The organism is Erythrobacter donghaensis (genome assembly GCF_001557325.1).
Classification (GTDB): domain Bacteria; phylum Pseudomonadota; class Alphaproteobacteria; order Sphingomonadales; family Sphingomonadaceae; genus Erythrobacter; species Erythrobacter donghaensis_B.
This window is the reverse complement of record NZ_LSJS01000151.1, coordinates 19,869-40,362: the sequence shown is the minus strand read 5'-3', so window position 1 is coordinate 40,362 and position 20,494 is coordinate 19,869. Positions and strand designations below refer to the sequence as shown.

Sequence of the window (20,494 nt, the reverse complement as noted above, 5' to 3'; positions counted from 1 at the left end):
TCGTGCAGACCTATTCGGGCGGCGCTACGCCGTGCGCCCTCAGGAAGCGGAAGATGCCGTTCCACACGTGCGGCCCGATCTTCGGGCCGGAGACGCGGTGGGTGTAGCCGGGGTAGAGCATCATCTCGAAGGGCGTGTTGCTCTCCTGCATGACGCTGATCAGCTCCGAGGAGTTCTCGAAGATCACGTTGTCGTCGGCCATGCCGTGGATCAGCAGCAGCGGATCGGCGATCTTGGTCGCGTCCGGAATGGCGCTCGCCTTCTCGTAGGCCTCGGGTACCTCGCGCGGATCGCCCATGTAGCGTTCGGTGTAGTGGGTGTCGTAGAGTTCCCAGCGCGTCACCGGCGCGCCCGCGATGCCCGCCGCGTAAAGCCCCGGGTCGGCTTCGAGCATCTTCAGCGTCATGTAACCGCCATAGGACCAGCCATAGGTGGCGATCTTGGCCGGATCGACATAGTCGAGGCTCTTGAGGAACAGCGCGCCGGCCTTCTGGTCGCGCACCTCGGCCCCGCCCATCGCGCGGTAGAGCGGCTGTTCGAAATCCACCCCGCGATTGGCCGAACCGCGGTTGTCGAGGACGAAATAGATGTAACCACTGTCCACGATCGACTGCGCGAGCGCCCCGCCCCAGCCCTTGGTCACCATCTGCGGGCCCGGCCCGCCGTAATGGCTGAAGAACACCGGGTAGCGCTTGCCTGGCTCCATCTTCGGCTTGAGCATCATCCAGTGGAGCGGTGTGCCGTCCTCGGCGGCGATGGTGCCGTATTCGGGCGTGACGTGGCCGGCGAGGAAGGGCGCATAGGGGTGCTCGCCCTCGACGCGGTTCTCCTCGATCCACGCCACGCGGTTGCCGTCGGGGGTGGCGAGGTAGGACTGGGGGGGCTGGTTCGGGCCCGAGCGGGTGACGTAGAGCAGGCGGGCTGCGCCATCCATGCTGGCGCTGTTGGTGAAGGCGGGGTCGGTCAGCAGCTCGGGCTCCCCCGTCCCGTCCAGCCGCGCCCGATAGATCTGCTGTGTCAGGACATCGCGGGTCGCCTGATAGGTGAAGGTGCCGGCCGCCTCGTCCACGCCGACAAGCGCGGTGGTCGGCGTGGTGCCACGCGTGAGCTGCTGCCACCGGCCGTTGTTGTAGATCACCGGCTCACCCGCCGCCTCGGCTGCAAGCACTTCCGCGGCAACCTTGGAACCGCCGAAGCGATAGAAGTGACCATAGCCGTCACGCTCGGACCACCACAGCAGGCTACCGTCCTTGAGGAAGCGGTAATTGTCGCTGAGGTTGATCCAGTAGTCGGGGCGCGCGGCAGTCTCGGTGAACCAGACCGTGCTCGCGCCGGTCACGGGATCGACCTTGAGCACGTCGATTTTCGTCTGCGCGCGATCCTGCCGCTGGACATAGATCGCGCTGCCATCGGGCGCCCAGTCGACGCGGGCGACATAGATGTCGAGATCGAGCCCGAGGTCGATCTTGACGCTGCCCGAGCCATCAGGATTCATCACGAACAGTTCGACCACGGCATTGTCGGTGCCCGCTGCCGGGTAGCGCTGGTCGAACACCTTGGTGCCCTTCGCCCCGATCGCCGCGCGGGTGACGACGCCGACGGCGGCCTCGTCGGTGCGCTGGACGACGATGCGGCTGTCGTCGGGGCTCCACCAATAGCCCTGCAGCCGTGCCATTTCCTCCTGCGCGACGAATTCCGCCTCGCCCCAGCGGATGGTCTCGGCCTCGCCAGCAGGCGTGATCGGCTTGGCCTCGCCGCCGACCGGGCCGACCCACAACCGCCGGTCGCGCACGAAGCTGACGTAAGCGCCCTTGCTCGACAGCTTGGGGTTGAGTTCCGTCCCCTCGGTATCGGTGAGCTGCGTCACTGTGCCGTCGAGCTTCGCCAGAAACAGGTCACCATCCAGAGGCACCAGCACGCCGCTGCCGTCGCTCGCCCACTGGTAGCTGATGATCCCCTTGAGGCTGCCGACGCGCGCACGCTCGCGCTGCATCTTCTCGTCTTCCGAGAGTTCGCGGCCCGAGCCGAGCTTCTCCGAATCCACCAGCATCCGCCACTCGCGGGTCTCGATGTCATAGCCCCACAGGTCATAGCGATCGCGATCATCGGCGCGGTTGCGCAGCAGGGTGAGGAAGCGCCCGTCGGGGGAAAGCTTGACCTGCCGCGGCGCGGGGCCATCAAGGCCGGGGGAGCCGAAGACGCGTTCGAAGGTGAGCATGGCGTTCTCTTTCGCAGAAGGGGATGGCGCGGCTTCGCTCTCGATACTGGCGGCCCAACCGATGGTGATCGACCTCGCCGTCGCCGGAAGCGCGCCCACATCCTGCGCAACCGTCACAGCCGCGCCGACCGGGAGGGGGTCCCCTTCGGACGAAAGGGCTTTGCGGAACACGATGCGGCCCTCCCCGTCGCGTGCAATCACGGCCACAGCCGGGACGGGCTTGGCCTTGCCTCCGATATTCTTGATCAGCCCGAACACCGACAGCGCGTTCGTGCCATCCTCCAGCTTGGCCACCTTCTGGATTCGCATGGGAAAATAGAGGCAGAAATCCCGATTCGGCGATCCCTCCTCGCCACGCGGCCAGGCTGAGCTGCAGAACTGCTCGAGCCCCTCGCCCGAGAGCGATGCCGATACGGTCTCGTCCTGTGACGAAGGGGAGCTTGCGGCGGTTTCCTGTGCCTGTGCGGCCGCGATGGGACCGACAAGGGCAAGGGCAAGGATCGCGGCGAGGCGTGAACGCATGAAGGTGGCGGCCTTTCGGTTGTGTCCGCAACCTCCTTGCAACGCCGCCGCGCAAAGGCAAGATGCGCAAACGAAAAGGGCGGCCCCTTGCCGGAGCCGCCCTTCGCGATTTGCTGGCCGAAAAGCCTTACGCCTTGGGCGCGGAGGCCTTGCGCTCGACGATACGCGCGCTCTTGCCGGTGCGGCCGCGCAGGTAATAGAGCTTGGCGCGGCGCACCACGCCGCGGCGGACCACGGTGATGCTCTCGACGATCGGCGAGTAGAGCGGGAAGACGCGCTCGACGCCTTCGCCGAAGCTCATCTTGCGCACGGTGAAGTTCGAACCCATGCCGCGGTTCGAGCGGGCGATCACGACGCCTTCATAGGCCTGGATACGCTCGCGGTTGCCTTCCTTCACCTTCACGCCGACGCGGACGGTGTCGCCTGCGCGGAATTCGGGGATGTCCTTGCCGGACTTGGCGATTTCTTCGGCTTCAATCTGCTGGATCAGGTTCACTGGTCCGGTTCCTTGGTTTTGCGCCGCGCGCCAGAGGCAGGCTGGACCCGAGCGCCCTCATGGCGCTCCCACAAGTCCGGCCTGCGTGACCGTGTGTCATTCTCGCTTTGCAGCTTGCGCCACGCCGCGATCTTCGCATGATCCCCCGATCGCAGCACTTCGGGGATCGTGCGCCCTTCCCATTCGTAAGGTCGGGTGTAGTGCGGGTACTCGAGAAGGCCGTTTTCGTACGACTCCTCGGCCCCGCTGGAAGGGGCGCCCATTACTCCGGGAAGGAGGCGAATGCAAGCGTCAAGGATGGTAAGCGCCGCCATCTCGCCACCGGAAAGCACGATGTCGGCGAGGGAGACCTGTTCGATCTCCGGCCGGGCCTCGAACAGGCGTTCGTCGAAGCCCTCGAAGCGGCCGCAAAGAATGATGACGCCGGGGCCGCTCGCGAGTTCGCGGATGCGGGCTTGGGTGATGGGTTTGCCCCGCGGGGTCATGGCGAGGATGGGGCGTCCGGCGGCAGGCGCGCTGTCGAGCGCCCGCGCCAGCACATCGCACTTGAGCACCATCCCCGCCCCGCCGCCCGCAGGCGTATCATCGACGGTGCGGTGCTTGTCGGTGGCGAAGTCGCGGATCTGCACCGTCTCGCAGGCCCACCTGGCCTCAGCCAGCGCGCGCCCGGCAATGGAGTGCCCGAGCGGCCCGGGGAACATCTCCGGGTAGAGCGTGAGGATGGTGGCGGCGAAGGTCATTCGGTATCGTTGTCTCTCGACTTCGGGCCTATTTTGGGCATTCGAAACAATAGCCACGCAATTGCAAAGGCAATGGGAACAAGAAAAAACAGTAGCGTAGCCACTTCAAAGGTCGGCACCTCAACGGGTCTACTGCAACCATCAAGGCAAGAAAATTCGTTGATGGGCACATCTCGAGCTGAGGTTCGAGCAAAGGCCATCAAATGATGGATGGTCAATTCAGCCAATTTACCCCCTCCTTCGCCCGCGTATCCACTCGCAGTTCAAAAACATCGGGCCGCGCATAATGCCCGTCCGTATCGAGGCTCGTCAGCCCCTCGCCCACCTCGGCAAGGTCAAGCTCCGCGAAAAGCGTCTCCTCCCCCTCGCCCGCCTGCGCGATCACGCGGGTGTCGGGAGCGGCGATCAGGGAGCCGCCGCGGTTGAGCACCTCGCCGGGGATGGCTTCGAGCAACTCGCGCGCGGCGGCATCACCGCCAACCCGCTCCAGCCCATCCAGCAGTTCGTCCTTCATCTGCACCAGCCCCGCCGCCAGAACGAAGCACCGCCCCTCCATCGCATAATGCCTTGAGGCGACCGCGTGGCTCTCGCGCACCGTGGGCCAGGCGGCGATGTGCACGTCCTCGCCGAGGTTGTGCATCGCCGCGCGGGCGAGCGGCATCCAGTGCTCCCAGCAGATCAGCGAGCCGATCCGGCCCCACTCGGCCTGATGCACGCCCAAGGTGGAGCCATCACCCCGCGCCCAGATCAGGCGCTCGCCGTGGGTCGGCACCAGCTTGCGGTGGTCCATCACCGGCAGGCCGGGGCGGAAGGTCAGCTGGTTATTGACGAGGCTCCGCCGCACCCGCTCATGCGCGCCGATGGAGATGATCGCGCCGCTCGCATCGGCCAGTTCCTGCAAGGGCAGCAGCCGCTCGTCATTGGCGACCACCGCTTGCTCCAGCATGATCCGGTGTAGCGCCTTCGCCCCCGGGTGATCCCACAAGGCCGCGCCCGGCGCCTCGTCGAGCCACAGCGGATAGCCCCCCAGAAAGGTCTCTCCGAAGGCGACGACCTTCGCCCCGCTCTCTACCGCCGCGCGGGCGAGAGACACGGCCTTGTCGATCCCGCCCTTAAAATCGAGCGGGACAGGGGCGGCTTGCACGACGGCGACAGGAAGCTTGGTCATTCCCGCCGCTTACGCCGGGAAATCAGCCTCCGCAACCGCCGCAGCCGCCCCCGCCGCAGCCCGAGCCGCCGTCGCTGCTGCTGCCGCCGCAGCCCGAACCGCCGTCACCCTCGGGCTTGCGCATCGCATGAACGGGTTCCCACGGCGTGCCGACCAGCACCGTGGTGCCGAACAGCGCGACCGCCATCGCGGCCTCGTCCGGCATAGGGGCACGCGAGAAGCGGCCGTTTCTCGTGCGCAGATCGCGCACTGCCTCGATCCCGCCAGCGGTGCGCGGATCGACGGTGAAAAAGCGGACCAGCGCCAGCGCGGCGGTCACGAACAGCAGGATCACCAGAAATCCGGTCGGCTCGCCCACCGCATCGCCCGCACGCTGTCGGTAGAGTCCGAGCAGGAACAGCGCCGCGAGCGGCGTGATCGCCAGCCAGCGGAGCCGCGTGTAGTCCGCATCGCGCATCAGCAGCCCGGCGCGCTGAAGCTTGGCGGCGACGCGCTCGGCATGGGCGCCCAGCGCCTTCTTGGCAGCGGCAAGGCTGAGCGGCTCGCCCGCTTCGAGCAGCGCACGGCCCGCGGGCGAGACCGCCACGTTGCGGTGGGTGATGGCGAGCTTGCCTTTCTCGCCCTCGCCCAGCGCGCCATGCACGAAGAGCTCGGCCAGCAGCGAATCGGCCAGCCGTGACCGCCCGCCGGTGAGCACGGCCACGCTCTCGACATCATCGAGGGTGCCGCGGCGCCCGGCATCGCGCAAAAGGTGCGGGATCCACCATGCGCCGGCGGCGGCAAACACCAGCAAGACGCTGTAGAAGAGCAGGAAATCGCTGCCCGTCCAGGACGAGAACAGCTCCATCACATCATCCTTCCCGCAAGCCACCCCATGGTAACCGGGGTGAGGCCCAGCGCCAGCGCGACCCGGCGTGTCAGCACAATATCACGCCAAAGGTTAACGCGCACTCCCCGCGGATCGACGGCAAAGCGCCGATGCGCGCCCGGCCAGATGTCGGCGGGCGGCGCGGTGCCGAAGGCGGTTTCGTAGGCGGCAAGCGTCGCGGCATATTGGCGGTAGAAGCGATCGCGCTCGGTCGGCCCGCCCTGTGTCGGGCCGTGGTGGAGATCGCGCCCGAGAACCTCAGGGCAGAACACCTGCCAGTAATCGCGGCTGTAGGTGAGGTGGAGATGCCAGGCCTGGTCGACCGCGTCGGACGGCGTCACCTCATGGCCGGCGGTCAGCGCGAGATAGCAGAAGCGCCTGTATTCACCGATCACGCGCTCGGCGTGCGCGGGGCTCCAGCGGTTTTCGCGGGCAAGGCGGGCGGCGAAGGAAAGCGATGCATCCGCCGGGCCAATGTGGTGGTCGGCGATGCGCTGCCAGAGAGTCTCGTCGAAGGGCGAACTCACGTCGTCAATTATCGGCGAAATCCGCGGCTATCACAAGCCGATTGTCGTCCCATTCGATCACCGCCGCGGGGATCATCGGAACCATGAAGGTCTTCGGCCCCTTCGCGGGGGCGGGGTCGAGAGTGATCTCGATGATGTCGGTCGCGCCGAAGTTCTCGATCGCGAGCACGGTGCCGATCATCGCTCCGGCATCGGTGACGACCGGGAGGCCGAGCAGGTCGGCATGGTAGAATTCGCCCTCGCCCAGCGGCGGGAGCGCCTCGCGCGGGACGGTCAGCACCGTGCCGCGCAGCTTCTCGGCATCGGCGCGGGAGGTGCTTTCGGCAAGGCGGGCGATGGCCCCGCCCTTCCCGTCCTCGCGGATCTTCACGAGGGTGAGCGCGCCGTCGTTGAAGCTCTTGTGCTGCGCGAGCGTGGCGACGCCCTCGCCGAACAGCTTCAGACGCACCTCGCCCGCCACCCCGTGCGCGCCGGCGATGGCGGCAAGGGTGACGGGCTTGGAGCTCATCGCGGCTTAGCCTTCGGCCTGCTCTTCGGTGGCAGCTTCCTCGGCAGCAGGCGCTTCCTCGGCGGCAGCTTCTTCAGCGGCGGGCGCTTCCTCGGCCGGGGCAGCGGCAGCGGCCTTGGCTTCTTCCTCGGCAGCGCGCGCGGCTTCCTCGGCCTCGGCGATCTTGGCGGCACGCTCTTCGGCGCGCTCCTTGGCCTTCTCGCCCGGTTCGCCCTTCTTGGGGTTCACGCGGGCGGCACGCTCCTTGATGCCGGCGGCATCGAGGAAGCGGGCGACACGGTCGGTCGGCTGCGCGCCGACGCCGAGCCAGTAGCGGGCGCGGTCCTCGACGAGCTTCACGCGCTCGGGGCTGTCCTTGGCGAGCAGCGGGTTATAGGTGCCGATCTGCTCGAGATACTTGCCGTCGCGGGGCGAGCGGCTGTTGGCGACGACGATGCGGTAATAGGGGCGCTTCTTGGCACCGCCGCGCGAGAGCCGGATGGAGATAGACATGAGGTGTTACCTTTCGAGAGAATTGAACCTTTGAACCGAAACTTCTGACTTGAAACTATTTCTTGAACCGCGGAGGGCCGCCGAGGCCGGGCAGGCCACCCATCGGACCGGGACCGCCGAGGCCCGGGAGGCCGCCTGCGCCGCCGCCCATGCCGCCCATCGGTCCGCCGCCGCCGCCGAACATGGCGGCGAGCCCTTTGAGGCCGCCCATCTTCTTGATCTGCTTCATCGCGCGGGCCATTTCCTGGTGCATCTTGAGCACCTTGTTGACCGTCTGCACGTCGGTCCCGCTGCCCGCCGCAACGCGCTTCTTGCGCTTGGCGTTCATCAGGTCGGGGTTGGCGCGTTCCTTGGCGGTCATCGAGGAGATGATCGCCTCCATGTGGATCAGCACCTTGTCGTCCATGCCCGAGTTGGCCATGGCGGCCTTGGCCTTCTTCATGCCCGGCATCATGCCGGCGAGCATCCCGAGGCCGCCCATGCTGCGCATCTGGCGCAGCTGCATGGCGAGATCGTCGAGATCGAACTTGCCCTTCTCGAGGTTGCGGGCGAGCTTTTCGGCATCCTCTTCCTTGATCGTCGCTGCGGCCTTCTCGACCAGGCTGACAACGTCGCCCATGCCGAGGATGCGGTCGGCGACCGAGCCGGGACGGAAGGGCTCGATTGCGTCGAGCTTTTCACCGGTGCCCGCGAACTTGATCGGCTTGCCAGTGACCGCGCGCATCGAGAGCGCCGCACCGCCGCGGGCGTCACCGTCCATTCGGGTCAGCACCACGCCGGTGAGCGGCACCTCCCCGCTGAAGGACTGGGCGACGTTGACCGCGTCCTGGCCGGTGAGCGAGTCGACCACCAGCAGCACTTCATTGGGGGCCGAAACGCTGGCGACGGCCTTCATCTCGGCCATCAGCGCATCGTCGACATGCAGGCGGCCCGCGGTGTCGAGCAGCAGGACGTCGAAATTCTGGAGCTTGGCCGATTCCATCGCGCGCCGGGCGATATCGACCGGCTGCTGGCCCGCGACGATCGGCAGGGTGGCCACATCGACCTGCCCGCCCAGCACCGCCAGCTGCTCCTGCGCAGCCGGACGGTTGACGTCGAGCGAGGCCATCAGCGCCTTCTTGCCGTGGCGTTCGCGGATCAGCTTGGCGAGCTTGGCGGTGGTAGTGGTCTTGCCTGAGCCTTGCAGGCCGACCATCATGATCACGACCGGGGGCTTCGCTTCGAGCTTGAGGCCTTCGACCTCCATCCCGCCGAGCGTCTCGACCAGTTCGTCATGGACGATCTTGATGACCATCTGGCCGGGAGTGACCGACTTCAGGACATCCTGGCCGACGGCCTTCTCGGTGACGGCATCGATGAAGCGGCGGGCGACGGGGAGCGCGACGTCGGCTTCGAGCAGCGCGATGCGCACTTCGCGCATGGCATCGCGCACGTCCTGCTCACGCAGCGCGCCGCGGCCTTTCAGCTTGTCGAATACGCCCCCGAGACGGTCAGACAGCGTGTCGAACATCGCTCACTTCTCCTCGCGCGCGCCGAAGCCCCGCGCATCATGCGAAAAACGCCGGCGGACGAAACCTCGTCGGCCAGCGTTGCGGAAGGTGTCCCCTCAAGGGGATGCGCCTTTCGACTTTGATCAATGGTGACTGGTGGAGCCTAGCGGGATCGAACCGCTGACCTCAACACTGCCAGTGTTGCGCTCTCCCAGCTGAGCTAAGGCCCCGAGCCAGTCATCATGCGAGGCAGGGCGGGTGCCCTGCTCGCGGGAGGCGGCCATTATAAGGGCCTCCTCCCCCTTGCAAGCGAAATTTGATCGGCACGACTCAAAATCCGAAGATCGGATTGCAAGGGCTGCATCGGTCGCATAGCGACCGCGAGGCCACGGGGCCGAGCCGCAGGTGCCCCGCCGCATCGCGGCGGGAACAGCGCCGAGGACGCTCGCCCGGACGGGCGAGCGCTACACTCAGGAATCATCCTCGTCGTCGTCGCCGGTGCCGGTCGACACGCCGAGATCGTCGTCGCCGCCGAGGTCGACATCGTTATCGGGCGAATCGCCGTCCTCGTCGATATCCTCGATGTCCTCGAGATCGCCCAGATCATCGTCACCGCCCAGATCGGCGTCGGCTTCGGCATCGACCTTCTTCTCGACTTCCTCGAAGGGAATCGGCTGCTTGGACTTGAGCACCGGCTCCGGCGTCCAGGTCTCGCCGCATTCGATGCAGGCGACCGGGTCTTCCTTGCCGAGATCGTAGAAGCGGGTCCCGCATTTCGGGCAGGTACGCTTGGTACCCCATTCGGGCTTGGCCATGTGTATTCCTCGATTGAGGCCGACCCTCGGCGAAGGGCGGGCCTTGTCAGTGTCACGAAATTCGAAGGGCGATTGATCGCAAAAATTGGTCCCGGCAAGCTCTTTATCAAGAGCCGGGCGGGCAAACGCGGCGCGCCTTGCCAGAAGCGCGGGGCGCTGTCAAAGACCGCCGCCTTATGACCAGCCACCGCTTTGCCCCCATCGGCCCGCTGACCGGCACGATCCGCGTTCCCGGCGACAAGTCGATCAGCCACCGCTCGCTGATGTTCGCCGGGCTTGCGGTGGGCCGCAGCCGGATCACCGGGCTGCTCGAGGGCGAGGATGTACTCGCCACCGCCGCCGCGATGCGTGCCTTCGGAGCGCAGGTGGCGCGCGGCGAGGACGGCGTGTGGACCGTCGACGGCGTCGGCGTGGGCAGCCTGCTCGAACCCAAGCAGGCGCTCGACATGGGCAATTCGGGCACATCGACGCGGCTCCTCATGGGCCTCGTGGCGAGCCACGCGATCACCGCCACCTTCACGGGCGATGCGAGCCTGTCGGGCCGCCCGATGAAGCGCGTGATCGACCCGCTCTCGATGATGGGCGCCAGCTTCGAGGCGAGCGCGGGCGGCACGCTGCCCCTGATGCTGCGCGGTGCCAGCCCGGCCGTGCCCATCATATACCGCCTCCCCGTGGCGAGCGCGCAGGTCAAGAGCGCTGTGCTGCTCGCGGGGCTGAACACCCCCGGCATGACCCGCGTGATCGAGCCCGTCCCCACCCGCGACCATACCGAGCGGATGCTCACCGGCTTCGGCGCGAAGCTCGAAGTGGGCGAGGAGAACGGCGAGACCGTGATCGCCGTCCACGGCGAGGCGGAACTCACCCCGATGGACGTGACCGTCCCCGGCGATCCCTCCTCGGCCGCCTTCTACATGGTGGCTGCCACGCTGGTGCCGGGGAGCGACCTCACGATCATGAATGTCGGCCTCAACCCGACCCGTGCCGGGCTGCTTCACGTGCTGCGCCAGATGGGCGCGGATATCGAGGAGGTGAACCCCCGCGAGGTCGGCGGCGAGCCGGTCGCCGATCTGCGGGTGCGCCATGCGCAGCTCAGCGGCGTCGAGGTGGACCCGGCCATCGCGCCCGCCATGATCGACGAGTTTCCGGTGCTCTTCGTCGCAGCCACGCTCGCCAGCGGCACCACCCGCACCACCGGCCTCGAGGAACTGCGCGTCAAGGAAAGCGACCGCCTCGCCGCCATGGCCGCCGCGCTCACGGCTGCGGGCGCGCGGGTCGAGGAGCACGAGGACGGCCTCACCATCCACGGCACCGGCGGCGAGCCGCTCAGGGGCACGGCCAACGGACGCGTCAAGTCGCTGCTCGATCACCGCATAGCCATGAGCATGGCGGTCGCGGGTCTTGTCAGCGCAGAGGGGGTCGAGGTCGACGACATCAGCCCGATCAACACCAGCTTCCCCACCTTCATGGGGCTTCTGCAAGAGGCGACGGCGTGAACACCCCGCTCGACTGGCCCAGCATCGTCGGCCTGTTCGGCACGGCCTGCATCATCGGCGCCTATGCCTATCTGACACTTGCCAAGGCGACCAACCCCTTCCTGCTCCACGGCACCAACCTACTCGGCGCCGCGCTGCTTACGGTCTCGCTGATCTACCACACCAACTGGGCGAGCCTCGTGCTGGAGTTCTTCTGGGCCTCCATCGCGCTGGTCGGCCTGGTGAAAGCCTGGCGCGGACGCAGGGAGGCGGCGGAATGATCATCGCAGTCGACGGCCCCACGGCTTCAGGCAAGGGCACCATCGCCAAGGCGCTGGCGGCGCATTTCGCGCTGCCGCATCTCGATACCGGGCTGCTCTACCGCGCGGTCGGGCGGCAGGTGCAGTTGAACGGCGGCAACCCCGACGATCCGGCCGAAGCGCTGGCGGCTTGCGACTTTCCCGAAGGCCTGCTGGAGGACGACATCCTGCGCTCGGAGGAGGTCGGCGGCTATGCGAGCCGCGTGTCCGTCCATCCGCAGGTGCGCCGCGCGCTCTACGAACGCCAGCGCGCCTTCGCCCGGCAGGAGGGCGGCGCAGTGCTCGACGGGCGCGATATCGGCACGGTGATCGCGCCCGAGGCACAGGTGAAGCTATTCGTCACCGCCAGCGTCGCCACACGCGCGCGGCGGCGCTGGCTGGAGATGACCGGGCGCGGGATCGCGGTGGAGCTCGCTGCAATCGAGGCCGATATCGCCGCCCGAGACGAACGCGACATGAACCGCGCCGATGCGCCACTGATTGCCGCCCCCGGCGCGGTTTTGCTCGACACCACTACGCTCGGCCCTGACGAGGCCATCGCTGCGGCGATCGAGGCGGTGCTGGCACGGTTCGACTGAGGGCGGTTTTCCTTGCATTTCGCAAGGCTCTCGCCTAGGCGCGGCCCCGTTCTCGCAATCATCCACGGTTGAAGGAACCTTCGTGCTGGCATGGGGCCACGCGGAGAAGTCTGCCTCTTGCCCCGCCAGCCCGCGCAATGGTGCACGGGAAGCGGTGAAAGACCCCGGAAAAACCGGTGGCCGGTAGCACAACGAAACAGGACTTTTTGAGCCTATGGCAACCCAAATGCCCACTCGCGCCGATTTCGAGGCGCTCCTCAACGAACAGCTCGGCGGCGCCGGCGACGAAGGCTTCGAGGGCCGCGTCGTCAAGGGCACCGTCACCGCGATCGAGAACGGCTTTGCCGTGATCGACGTCGGCCTCAAGAGCGAAGGCCGCATCTCCCTGAAAGAATTCGCCCGCGGCGATGACGACCACGGCCTGACCGTCGGCGGCGAAGTCGAAGTCTATGTCGACCGCGTCGAGAACGCCGATGGCGAAGCCATGCTCTCGCGTGACCGCGCCCGCCGCGAAGCCGCCTGGGACAAGCTCGAAAGCGAATTCGGCGAAGGCAAGCGCGTCGAGGGCCGCATCTTCGGCCGCGTCAAGGGCGGCTTCACCGTCGATCTCGACGGCGCCGTGGCCTTCCTCCCCGGCTCGCAGGTCGACATCCGCCCCGTGCGCGACGTCACCCCGCTGATGGACGTGCCGCAGCCCTTCCAGATCCTCAAGATGGACCGTCGCCGCGGCAACATCGTGGTCTCGCGTCGTGCCGTCCTCGAAGAAACCCGCGCCGAACAGCGCAGCGAGCTCATCAATGACCTGGTCGAAGGCCAGATCATCGACGGCGTGGTCAAGAACATCACCGATTACGGTGCCTTCGTGGATCTCGGCGGCATCGACGGCCTGCTGCATGTCACCGACATGAGCTACAAGCGCGTCAACCACCCGAGCGAAGTGATCGCCATCGGCGACACCGTGACCGTGCAGATCGTGCGCATCAACGCCGAAACGCAGCGCATCAGCCTCGGCATGAAGCAGCTCGAGAGCGATCCGTGGGATGGCGTCGCGGCCAAGTACCCGGTCGGCATGAAGCTGCAGGGCCAGGTCACCAACATCACCGAATATGGCGCCTTCGTCGAGCTCGAGCCGGGCATCGAAGGCCTCGTCCACGTCTCGGAAATGAGCTGGACCAAGAAGAACGTCCACCCGGGCAAGATCGTCTCGACCTCGCAGGAAGTCGACGTGATGGTGCTCGAGGTCGACAGCGACAAGCGCCGCATCAGCCTCGGCCTCAAGCAGGCCCAGCGCAATCCGTGGGACGAGTTCGCCGAGAAGCACCCGGTCGGCAGCGAAGTCGAGGGCGAAGTCAAGAACGCCACCGAATTCGGCCTGTTCATCGGTCTCGATGGCGACGTGGACGGCATGGTCCACATGTCGGACATCGCCTGGGGCATCTCGGGCGAGGACGCGCTGGCGCTCCACCGCAAGGGCGAAATGGTCAAGGCCATCGTGCTCGACGTGGACGTCGACAAGGAGCGCATCAGCCTCGGCATGAAGCAGCTCGAAAAGGGCGCGCCTTCGGCTGAAGCGGCCTCGACCGGCTCGAACCTGCGCAAGAACCAGACCGTCACCGTCACCGTGCTCGAAGTGCGCGACGGCGGCCTCGAAGTGCAGGTCGGCGAAGATGGCGCGACCGGCTTCATCAAGCGCTCCGACCTCGGCCGCGACCGCGACGAGCAGCGCCCGGACCGCTTCCAGGTCGGCCAGAAGGTCGATGCCATGGTGATCGGCTTCGACCGTTCGAAGAAGCCCAACTTCTCCATCAAGGCGCGCCAGATCGCCGAAGAGAAGGAAGCGGTTGCGCAGTTCGGCTCGTCGGATTCGGGCGCTTCGCTCGGCGACATCCTTGGCGCCGCGCTCAAGAAGGGCAGCGAGTAATTCCGGCAAGGCTCGCCCCCGCGCGGGGCGGGCCTCCTCGGCCAATTCGAAAGGCCCGCCCGCTCAACCGAGCAGGCGGGCCTTTTCACGTCTGCCGCATGGGCGTAAGGTCGCGCCCATGATCCACGTTCACCAGTTCCCCTGTCTCAGCGACAATTACGGCTATCTCGTCCACGACACCGAGAGCCACGAAACCGTCGCCATCGATACGCCCGACGCCAGGCAGTACCTGCTCGAGGCCGAGCTTAAGGGCTGGCGTATCACCCAGATCTGGAACACCCACTGGCACCCCGACCACGCGGGCGGCAACGCACATATCCAGGAGGCGACCGGCTGCACCATCCTCGGGCCCGCCGAGGTCGCGGGCAAGTTCCCGCTCGACCGGACGGTGACACATGGCGAGACGGTGATGATCGGCGAGGTCGCTGCGCAGGTGATCGACGTGTCGGGCCACACCAACGGCCACATCGCCTTCCATTTCCCCGAAGCCGGCATCGCCTTTGTCGGCGATTCGGTCTTCGCGCTCGGCTGCGGGCGGATGTTCGAGGGCGAGCCCGGGCAGTTCTGGGACAGCCTGTCGCGGATAAAGGCCCTGCCGCCCGAAACCCTGCTTTACTGCGCGCACGAATACACCGCCTCGAATGCGAAGTTCGCGGCCCATGCCGATCCCGACAACGTCGCGCTCAAGGACTATATCGACGAGATCACCGCCAAGCGCGCGAAGGACGAGCCGACCGTGCCGACCACGCTTCGGCGCGAGCTTGCCACCAACCCCTTCCTGCGCGCCGACGATCCCGACATGATGGCCCGCTGGGGCGGCAGCATCCCGGCCGAAACCTTCGCCGCGCTGCGGGCGGCAAAGGACACCTTCTGACCGATGCAGAACCCGGGGGCGATCCGGGGCTTTCACGCCCACATCTACTATGACGCGGACCAGGTCGGGGAGGCGCAGGCCTTTGCCGAGCGCGCGCGGGCGCATTTCAGGATCGCGGTCGGGCGCTTCCACCTCGCGGCCGTCGGCCCCCATCCGCGCGGGTCGTGCCAGCTGTCGATGTCGCCGGAGACCTTCGCGGCCTTCACCCTGTGGGCAATGCACGAGCGCGGCGACCTGACGATCTTCTGCCACGGCCTGTCGGGCAACGACCTTGCCGATCACACCCGCTACGTCCTGTGGCTGGGCCCCTCGGAACCGCTCGACCTGTCGATCTTCGGCTGATGCAGGCGCTGATCGTCGAACGCCTCTCGGGCGACCTGTCGGGCGTGGTGCTCGCCGATGTGGCGGAGCCGGCGCGCGGCGCGGGCGAGGTCAAGGTGCGTGTGGCCGCCGCTTCGCTCAACTTCCCCGACCTCCTGATGACCCGAGGCGAATACCAGTTCAAGCCGGCGGTGCCCTTCACCAGCGGCCTCGAATTCGCGGGGCAAGTGCTTGAGGCGGACGCCGGCAGCGGCTTCGCGCCCGGCGACCGCGTGATGGGCGGCAACAAGACCGGCGCCTTCGCCGAAATCGCCTGCGTGCCGGCAGACAAGCTTTCGCCCATGCCCGCCGGGATGGATTTTCCCGCCGCCGCCGCGATGGGCGCGGCCTATGCGACCGCCTTCACCGGGCTCGTCGAGCTGGGCGGCCTTGAGGAGGGCCAGTGGGTGCTGGTTCATGGCGCGAGCGGCGGCGTGGGCCTTGCAGCCTGCGACCTCGCGCGGGCACTGGGCGCGCGGGTGATCGCCACCACCGGCTCGCCCGCCAAGGCCGACCGGATCGCCGCTCTAGCCCACCCCGAGGCCGTAATCACCGCCGAGGGGCGCTTTCGCGAGGAGGTCGCGCAGCTCACCGGCGGAGCGCTCGCCGACATCGTCTTCGATCCCGTGGGCGGCGACGTGTTCGACGAGTCCACCCGCTGCGTCGCATTCGGCGGCAAGCTCATCGTGGTGGGCTTCACCAGCGGGCGGATCGCCGAGGTTTCGACCAACATCCCGCTGATCAAGGGCTTCAGCATCGTCGGCCTGCGCGCCGGAGAATACGCCCGCCGCTTTCCCGAGCGGGGCGCGGCGATCACCCGCGCCATCGCCCGGCTTGCCGAAGCGGGGGCGATCACCCCCGCGATCGACCGCACGCTTCCCCTCTCGCGCTGGCGCGAGGGCTTCGAGGCGATGGCGCGGCGCGAGCTGGTGGGCAAGGTGGTGTTTCAGCCCGGATAGGGCGCGTCCTTCAGCAGCCGCGCCAGATGCGCCGCGTTGCTGGCGACCATCTCCGCGGTCTTGGTCACATTTTCGGGAGCCGCGTCGAGATCCTTGAAGTCGGTGCTCCCCATCGCCTCGCCGACCCAATAGCAGGCCGCGACGGCGGGAATGGTCCAGCCCGTGTCGTTCAAGGACTGGAACAGCTGCGAGGACGCCCAATGCGCGCCGTCCTCATTGCCGACGATCGCCGCGACCGCGACCTTGCCGTAGCTCGGCATCCGGCCTTTGTCGTCGGTCTCCGACAGGAAGGCGTCCATTCGTTCGAGCACCCGCTTGGCGATGGACGAGGCCTGCCCCAGCCAGATCGGCGTGCCGAACACGAGAATGTCGGCGGCAAGGATCGTCTGGCGGATGCGCGGCCAATCGTCGCCCTCGCCCTCATCCGAAGTGACCCCCGGCTTGACGTTGTGATCGGCGATGCGGATCGGTTCGCCCAGCGCCACTTCATGCCCTGCGAAAGCCTCGCGCAGCACCGCGATCATCGCGTCGGTCGAGCTCTCGCGGCTGCCCGAGCGGGCGAGCGAGCAGTTGATGGCGCAGGCGGTGAGCGTCATGGGCGATCTCCTTGCGAAAAGAAGGAGAAGCTGGGCCGGGGCCCCGATGTTTCACCCGCCCCGCCGATCCGCCCCGCTTCCGCGACCGACTGACCAACCAAAACAGGAAGGGCGGCCACAGCGGGCCGCCCTCTCGATCACCGTATGGTCGGCAAGCCTCAAAGCGAGGCGATGACCTCGTCGGCGAGCTTGCGGTCGGCCTCGCCATCATGCGCCTTGGCGATCAGCGCCTTCGAAGCGGCAGCGGCGGCGGTGACCGCGCGGGCCTTGACCTCGGCGACTGCGGCGCGCTCGGCCGCGGCGATCTTCTCTTCGGCCATCTTCTGGCGGCGGGCGACCATCACTTCGCCATCGGCCTCTGCCCTGGCGAGGATCGCGTCGGCTTCCTTACGAGCACCCGCCAGCATCGCCTCGGCGTCCTTCTCGGCGCCCGCGATCTTGGCGGCATATTCGGCGCGCAGCGCTTCGGCCTCGGCGCGCAGGGTCTTGGCTTCATCGAGTGCGGCGCGGATCGCGGCGATCTTGGCATCGAGCCCGCCGGTGATGATCCCGGGGACCTTCTTCCAGATGAACACGCCGATCAGCACGGCCATCGCCAGCGCGACCCACTGATAGGTGTCGATCCCGAAGACGCTGGGTTCGGCGTGGTGAGCGCCTTCAGCACCGCCGGCGAGCAGGGTCAGGATGTCAGCCATGCGCCATCACCTTCTTGACCGCAGCCTTGGCGGTTGCGGGTTTGATATTGGCCCCGGCGACGCGGGCGACGATGTCGCGCGCGGCGTCGGCGGCAACGCCCTCGATCTCGGCCATGGCGCTGCTGCGGGCGGCCTCGATCGCGGCCTCGGCCTCGGCGAGGTGGGCGTCGAGACGGCCCTGCGCTGCGGCGAGCTTGGCGGCGGTGGCGGCGGCCGCCTTGGCCTTGGCCTCGCCGATCAGCGCCTGCGCGGCGGCACGGTTGGCATTCTCGCGGGTGCGCCAGGCCTCTTCCTCAGCTGTCGCCGCATCGCGCGCAGCCTGAGCCGCGGCGAGATCGCCGGCTATCTGGTTGTCGCGCATCTCCACCGTGCCGAGGATCTTGGGCACCATCCCCAGTCCGACAAGGACGAAGGTGAGGCCGAAGAACACCAGCAGCCAGAAGACCTGGCTGGTCAGGGTTTCGGAGAGTTGATCGATCTGAGGCATGTTGAACCCTTGGTCGCGAGCGCCGCGTGATCGGCCCCGCCGGGCCGGAGCGCTTGGCTCCGGCCCGGCGTGAGGCCACGTTCCGTCTTAGCTGAAGATCAGCAGGACGGCGATCACGAAGGCCAGCAGGCCGAGAAGTTCGGCGGCCGCGAAGCCGATGAACAGGCGGCCCTGCTGACCGTCGGCGGCACCCGGATTGCGCAGCGCGCCTTCGAGGAACGATGCGAAGACGTTGCCCACGCCGAGCGCGGCAAGGCCCGCGCCGATCGCCGCGAGACCGGCACCGAGAAGAGCTGCAGCTTGTGCGTCCATGGTATTAAACTCCGTTGAAATTCTGATTGTTGGCGATGGTAGTGAAGAGCGCTTCGTAAAGCCCTCAGTGAAGGTTTTCCGCGTCGTTGATGTAGAGCGAGGTCAGGAGCGCGAAGACATAGGCCTGAATGCCCGCAACGAGGATTTCGAGCGCGCTGATCGCGACCATCAGCGCGAAGCTCGGCACGCCGACCAGCACGCCAAGCCCGAGGCCCGCGCCGCCGCCGGCGATGACGAAGCTCGCGAGCACCTTGAGCAGGACGTGGCCGGCCATCATCGCCACGAACAGTCGCAGCGCGAGGCTGAAGGGGCGGACCATGAAGCTGACGAGCTCGATCAGGCTGATCGGCGCAGCGAGAAACACGGGGGTGTTCGCGGGCCAGAACAGCGAGAAGAAGTGCAGGCCGTGCTTCCAGAAGCCGACGATCAGCACGATCGAGAAGCTCATGATCGCGAGCACGCCGGTCGCGGTGAAGTGGCTGGTGAAGGTGAAGGCGTGGATGCCCGGGATCAGCCCCACCGGCACGAGGCCGAGCAGATTGCCGAACAGGATGAACATGAACAGCGTGAAGATGTAGGGCACATATTTGCGCCCGGCCTTGCCCACGTTGGCTTCGAGCAGGTCGTCGATGAAGCCGGTCATGGTCTCGACCGCCATCTGCCAGCGGCCCGGAACCAGCTCGCGCCGCATGCCGCCCGCGACGAACACCCAGACGAGGACGGCGGTGATCGCCATCCACAGCGCGGAATTGGTGAACGCGATGTTGATCCCGTCGGCCAGTTGCCAATCGGACCCCAGCAGGGGTTCGATGGTGAACTGCTTCATCGGATCGACCTTGCCTTCTTCGGCTGCCACGATCGAAAGATCCCTAAATGTTTCACGTGGAACACGCCCCTCGCCGGGCCTGAAGCGGGTAGTACCGGGCCAATACCCGCCTAAACCCCGCCATCAGCCTCGTCTTCGGGGCGCGTATTCGCGCTCAGGATGATGCTTCTGAAAGCCGATGCCGTTCCGAGGAACAACCCGCCTAACAGACCCCAGGGCGCGATGCCCAGCAATGCGTCGATCGCAAAGCCGATCACCAGGCCGCCGATGACCCCGCCCAGAAGGTTGGCCAGAGCGCGGTTGCCGCTGCGGTAATTCGCATCGACACCCTTCACCTGCGGCCGGTTGCGCTGCTCTTCGCGCTCGCGTGCGGCCTTGAGCCGCGCTTCGAGCGCGTCGATCCGCGCATCCTCGTGAATGGGTTCTCGGGCGGGTTTCTCGTCGCTCATGGCATTGTCCCTAAACGCAAGGCCAAGCCACATGCAACAAGGTGCCCGCCGAGGGCGCCGCCCCCTTAGAAGGGGGCTAGATATGTGTCAACATCGGCAGGCGTGAGTTTTGTGCAGCTGCACAAAGCTCACGGGCACTTGGGGTGGCGCTGCGGGGGCGCGCCGGTGCGGGTCTGCCAGGAGCCGTCGGGCGCCTGGTACTTTTCCCCCGGCGCGGTCTTGAGGATCTGCTGGCAGCCGATCGTCAGGGCATATTCCTCGATCGTCGCGTTCTTGGCCTGCGCGCGTTCGGCATAGACGGCCTTGCGCTTGATGTTGATGTCGTCGACGATCCGGCGCAGGTCGGGCGTCTCGGCCCCGACGATGCCGACATAGCCGTCGACCCTTTCGCCGACCTTGCCCGAGGCGCGCGCGGCATCGAAAGCCGGATCGCGCTGCGCCGCGGCGGGCACCGCAAGCGCCGCGACCGCGAGCAGCGCGGCCAGACGTGTGGATTTGGCACTCAGCATCAGCTTTCCTCCAGACCGCCGGCCACCTTCAGAAGATGTCCGGGTTCTCTTCAATCGTGTTGGCCGCGTCCTCCGCGAGCCGGTAGATCACTTCCTGCCGGATGTTGATGTTGAGCTCGATCACGATCGGCTTCTCGGGCGCGGCGATGTTGATGCATCCGCCAAGGCTCCCCGCAAGCATCGCCGCTCCCGCCATCATGGCCCGGTGTCGTCCTGTCATCTGCCGCCCCCTGTGCGCCCCGCTTCCCGGGCCTGTCCCGGAGGATGTGGCAGCGCCGCCGGGAGCGGTCAA

General features: G+C 67.1%; 26 protein-coding genes and 1 tRNA gene. 7 read left to right on the top strand and 20 right to left on the bottom strand.

Features of this window, described 5'->3' with window-relative positions:
- Positions 1-10: 10 nt before the first annotated feature.
- The 12 genes from AX692_RS08380 to AX692_RS08330 all read right to left on the bottom strand — a co-directional run bounded on the left by AX692_RS08380 (position 11) and on the right by AX692_RS08330 (position 9,844).
- Positions 11-2,218: a DPP IV N-terminal domain-containing protein gene (locus AX692_RS08380; RefSeq protein WP_419470491.1), complete on the bottom strand. Its 2,208-nt coding sequence runs from the start codon at positions 2,216-2,218 to the stop codon at positions 11-13.
- A gap of 649 nt (positions 2,219-2,867) precedes the next feature.
- On the bottom strand, positions 2,868-3,236 hold the full coding sequence (gene rplS, locus AX692_RS08375; RefSeq protein ID WP_017665507.1) for a 50S ribosomal protein L19: 369 nt from the start codon (positions 3,234-3,236) through the stop codon (positions 2,868-2,870).
- Positions 3,233-3,976: a tRNA (guanosine(37)-N1)-methyltransferase TrmD gene (trmD, locus tag AX692_RS08370; protein ID WP_073975240.1), complete on the bottom strand. Its 744-nt coding sequence runs from the start codon at positions 3,974-3,976 to the stop codon at positions 3,233-3,235. Before trmD ends, rplS begins: the two co-directional genes overlap by 4 nt.
- Positions 3,973-4,203, bottom strand: a complete 231-nt coding sequence (locus AX692_RS19600; RefSeq protein WP_155644807.1) for a hypothetical protein — start codon at positions 4,201-4,203, stop codon at positions 3,973-3,975. Before AX692_RS19600 ends, trmD begins: the two co-directional genes overlap by 4 nt.
- Positions 4,191-5,144 carry a carbon-nitrogen hydrolase family protein gene (locus tag AX692_RS08365; protein ID WP_073975242.1) on the bottom strand — a complete coding sequence of 318 codons (954 nt, stop codon included), beginning with the start codon at positions 5,142-5,144 and terminating at the stop codon, positions 4,191-4,193. The genes AX692_RS19600 and AX692_RS08365 overlap by 13 nt, the downstream gene beginning before the upstream one ends.
- 22 nt (positions 5,145-5,166) lie before the next feature.
- Positions 5,167-5,991, bottom strand: a complete 825-nt coding sequence (locus AX692_RS08360) for a TIGR04222 domain-containing membrane protein (RefSeq protein WP_073975244.1) — start codon at positions 5,989-5,991, stop codon at positions 5,167-5,169.
- The gene (locus AX692_RS08355; protein WP_073975246.1) at positions 5,991-6,539 is read right to left on the bottom strand and encodes a glycine-rich domain-containing protein; all 549 of its coding nucleotides are present in this window, start codon (positions 6,537-6,539) and stop codon (positions 5,991-5,993) included. The genes AX692_RS08360 and AX692_RS08355 overlap by 1 nt, the downstream gene beginning before the upstream one ends.
- 4 nt (positions 6,540-6,543) lie before the next feature.
- On the bottom strand, positions 6,544-7,047 hold the full coding sequence (gene rimM / locus AX692_RS08350) for a ribosome maturation factor RimM (RefSeq protein WP_073975248.1): 504 nt from the start codon (positions 7,045-7,047) through the stop codon (positions 6,544-6,546).
- Positions 7,048-7,053: 6 nt separating this feature from the next.
- On the bottom strand, positions 7,054-7,539 hold the full coding sequence (gene rpsP / locus AX692_RS08345; RefSeq protein ID WP_073975249.1) for a 30S ribosomal protein S16: 486 nt from the start codon (positions 7,537-7,539) through the stop codon (positions 7,054-7,056).
- Positions 7,540-7,594: 55 nt separating this feature from the next.
- The gene (gene ffh, locus AX692_RS08340; protein WP_073975250.1) at positions 7,595-9,049 is read right to left on the bottom strand and encodes a signal recognition particle protein; all 1,455 of its coding nucleotides are present in this window, start codon (positions 9,047-9,049) and stop codon (positions 7,595-7,597) included.
- A 134-nt stretch (positions 9,050-9,183) separates the two neighbouring features.
- Positions 9,184-9,259 (bottom strand) — tRNA-Ala (locus AX692_RS08335).
- A 240-nt stretch (positions 9,260-9,499) separates the two neighbouring features.
- Positions 9,500-9,844, bottom strand: coding sequence for a TIGR02300 family protein (locus AX692_RS08330; RefSeq protein ID WP_073975252.1), 345 nt, complete (start codon positions 9,842-9,844; stop codon positions 9,500-9,502).
- Positions 9,845-10,020: 176 nt separating this feature from the next.
- Between AX692_RS08330 and aroA the strand changes: the two genes are divergently transcribed.
- The 7 genes from aroA to AX692_RS08295 all read left to right on the top strand — a co-directional run bounded on the left by aroA (position 10,021) and on the right by AX692_RS08295 (position 16,328).
- Complete coding sequence (aroA, locus tag AX692_RS08325; RefSeq protein WP_073975254.1) at positions 10,021-11,337, top strand: 3-phosphoshikimate 1-carboxyvinyltransferase; 1,317 nt, start codon at positions 10,021-10,023, stop codon at positions 11,335-11,337.
- The gene (locus AX692_RS08320) at positions 11,334-11,597 is read left to right on the top strand and encodes a CBU_0592 family membrane protein (RefSeq protein ID WP_073975255.1); all 264 of its coding nucleotides are present in this window, start codon (positions 11,334-11,336) and stop codon (positions 11,595-11,597) included. The genes aroA and AX692_RS08320 overlap by 4 nt, the downstream gene beginning before the upstream one ends.
- Positions 11,594-12,214 carry a (d)CMP kinase gene (locus AX692_RS08315; RefSeq protein ID WP_073975261.1) on the top strand — a complete coding sequence of 207 codons (621 nt, stop codon included), beginning with the start codon at positions 11,594-11,596 and terminating at the stop codon, positions 12,212-12,214. The genes AX692_RS08320 and AX692_RS08315 overlap by 4 nt, the downstream gene beginning before the upstream one ends.
- Before the next feature lie 214 nt (positions 12,215-12,428).
- On the top strand, positions 12,429-14,135 hold the full coding sequence (rpsA, locus tag AX692_RS08310) for a 30S ribosomal protein S1 (RefSeq protein ID WP_073975263.1): 1,707 nt from the start codon (positions 12,429-12,431) through the stop codon (positions 14,133-14,135).
- Between the two features lie 118 nt (positions 14,136-14,253).
- Entirely contained in the window at positions 14,254-15,009 is a 756-nt protein-coding gene (gene gloB / locus AX692_RS08305) for a hydroxyacylglutathione hydrolase (protein ID WP_073975264.1), read from the top strand.
- 3 nt (positions 15,010-15,012) lie between these two features.
- Complete coding sequence (locus tag AX692_RS08300) at positions 15,013-15,351, top strand: DOPA 4,5-dioxygenase family protein (protein WP_073975265.1); 339 nt, start codon at positions 15,013-15,015, stop codon at positions 15,349-15,351.
- Complete coding sequence (locus AX692_RS08295; protein WP_073975266.1) at positions 15,351-16,328, top strand: NADPH:quinone oxidoreductase family protein; 978 nt, start codon at positions 15,351-15,353, stop codon at positions 16,326-16,328. Before AX692_RS08300 ends, AX692_RS08295 begins: the two co-directional genes overlap by 1 nt.
- Here the strand turns inward: AX692_RS08295 and AX692_RS08290 are convergent.
- The 8 genes from AX692_RS08290 to AX692_RS18990 all read right to left on the bottom strand — a co-directional run bounded on the left by AX692_RS08290 (position 16,316) and on the right by AX692_RS18990 (position 20,422).
- Positions 16,316-16,924 (bottom strand): flavodoxin family protein, encoded by a 609-nt coding sequence (locus AX692_RS08290; protein ID WP_073975267.1) that lies wholly within the window; start codon positions 16,922-16,924, stop codon positions 16,316-16,318. The two genes, AX692_RS08295 and AX692_RS08290, sit on opposite strands and share 13 nt — an antisense overlap.
- A 158-nt stretch (positions 16,925-17,082) precedes the next feature.
- Positions 17,083-17,619, bottom strand: a complete 537-nt coding sequence (locus AX692_RS08285; RefSeq protein WP_073975268.1) for an ATP synthase subunit B — start codon at positions 17,617-17,619, stop codon at positions 17,083-17,085.
- A complete protein-coding gene (locus tag AX692_RS08280) occupies positions 17,612-18,106 on the bottom strand; it encodes an ATPase (RefSeq protein WP_073975269.1) in 495 nt (164 codons plus the stop codon). The genes AX692_RS08285 and AX692_RS08280 overlap by 8 nt, the downstream gene beginning before the upstream one ends.
- Positions 18,107-18,193: 87 nt before the next feature.
- Positions 18,194-18,418: a F0F1 ATP synthase subunit C gene (locus tag AX692_RS08275; protein WP_066530046.1), complete on the bottom strand. Its 225-nt coding sequence runs from the start codon at positions 18,416-18,418 to the stop codon at positions 18,194-18,196.
- Between the two features lie 64 nt (positions 18,419-18,482).
- A complete protein-coding gene (locus AX692_RS08270; protein ID WP_073975277.1) occupies positions 18,483-19,244 on the bottom strand; it encodes a F0F1 ATP synthase subunit A in 762 nt (253 codons plus the stop codon).
- Positions 19,245-19,354: 110 nt separating this feature from the next.
- Positions 19,355-19,693, bottom strand: a complete 339-nt coding sequence (locus AX692_RS08265) for an AtpZ/AtpI family protein (RefSeq protein ID WP_073975270.1) — start codon at positions 19,691-19,693, stop codon at positions 19,355-19,357.
- A gap of 128 nt (positions 19,694-19,821) precedes the next feature.
- Positions 19,822-20,202: a YdbL family protein gene (locus AX692_RS08260; protein WP_073975271.1), complete on the bottom strand. Its 381-nt coding sequence runs from the start codon at positions 20,200-20,202 to the stop codon at positions 19,822-19,824.
- Between the two features lie 28 nt (positions 20,203-20,230).
- Positions 20,231-20,422, bottom strand: coding sequence for a YnbE family lipoprotein (locus tag AX692_RS18990; protein WP_230959595.1), 192 nt, complete (start codon positions 20,420-20,422; stop codon positions 20,231-20,233).
- Between the last annotated feature and the right edge of the window lie 72 nt (positions 20,423-20,494).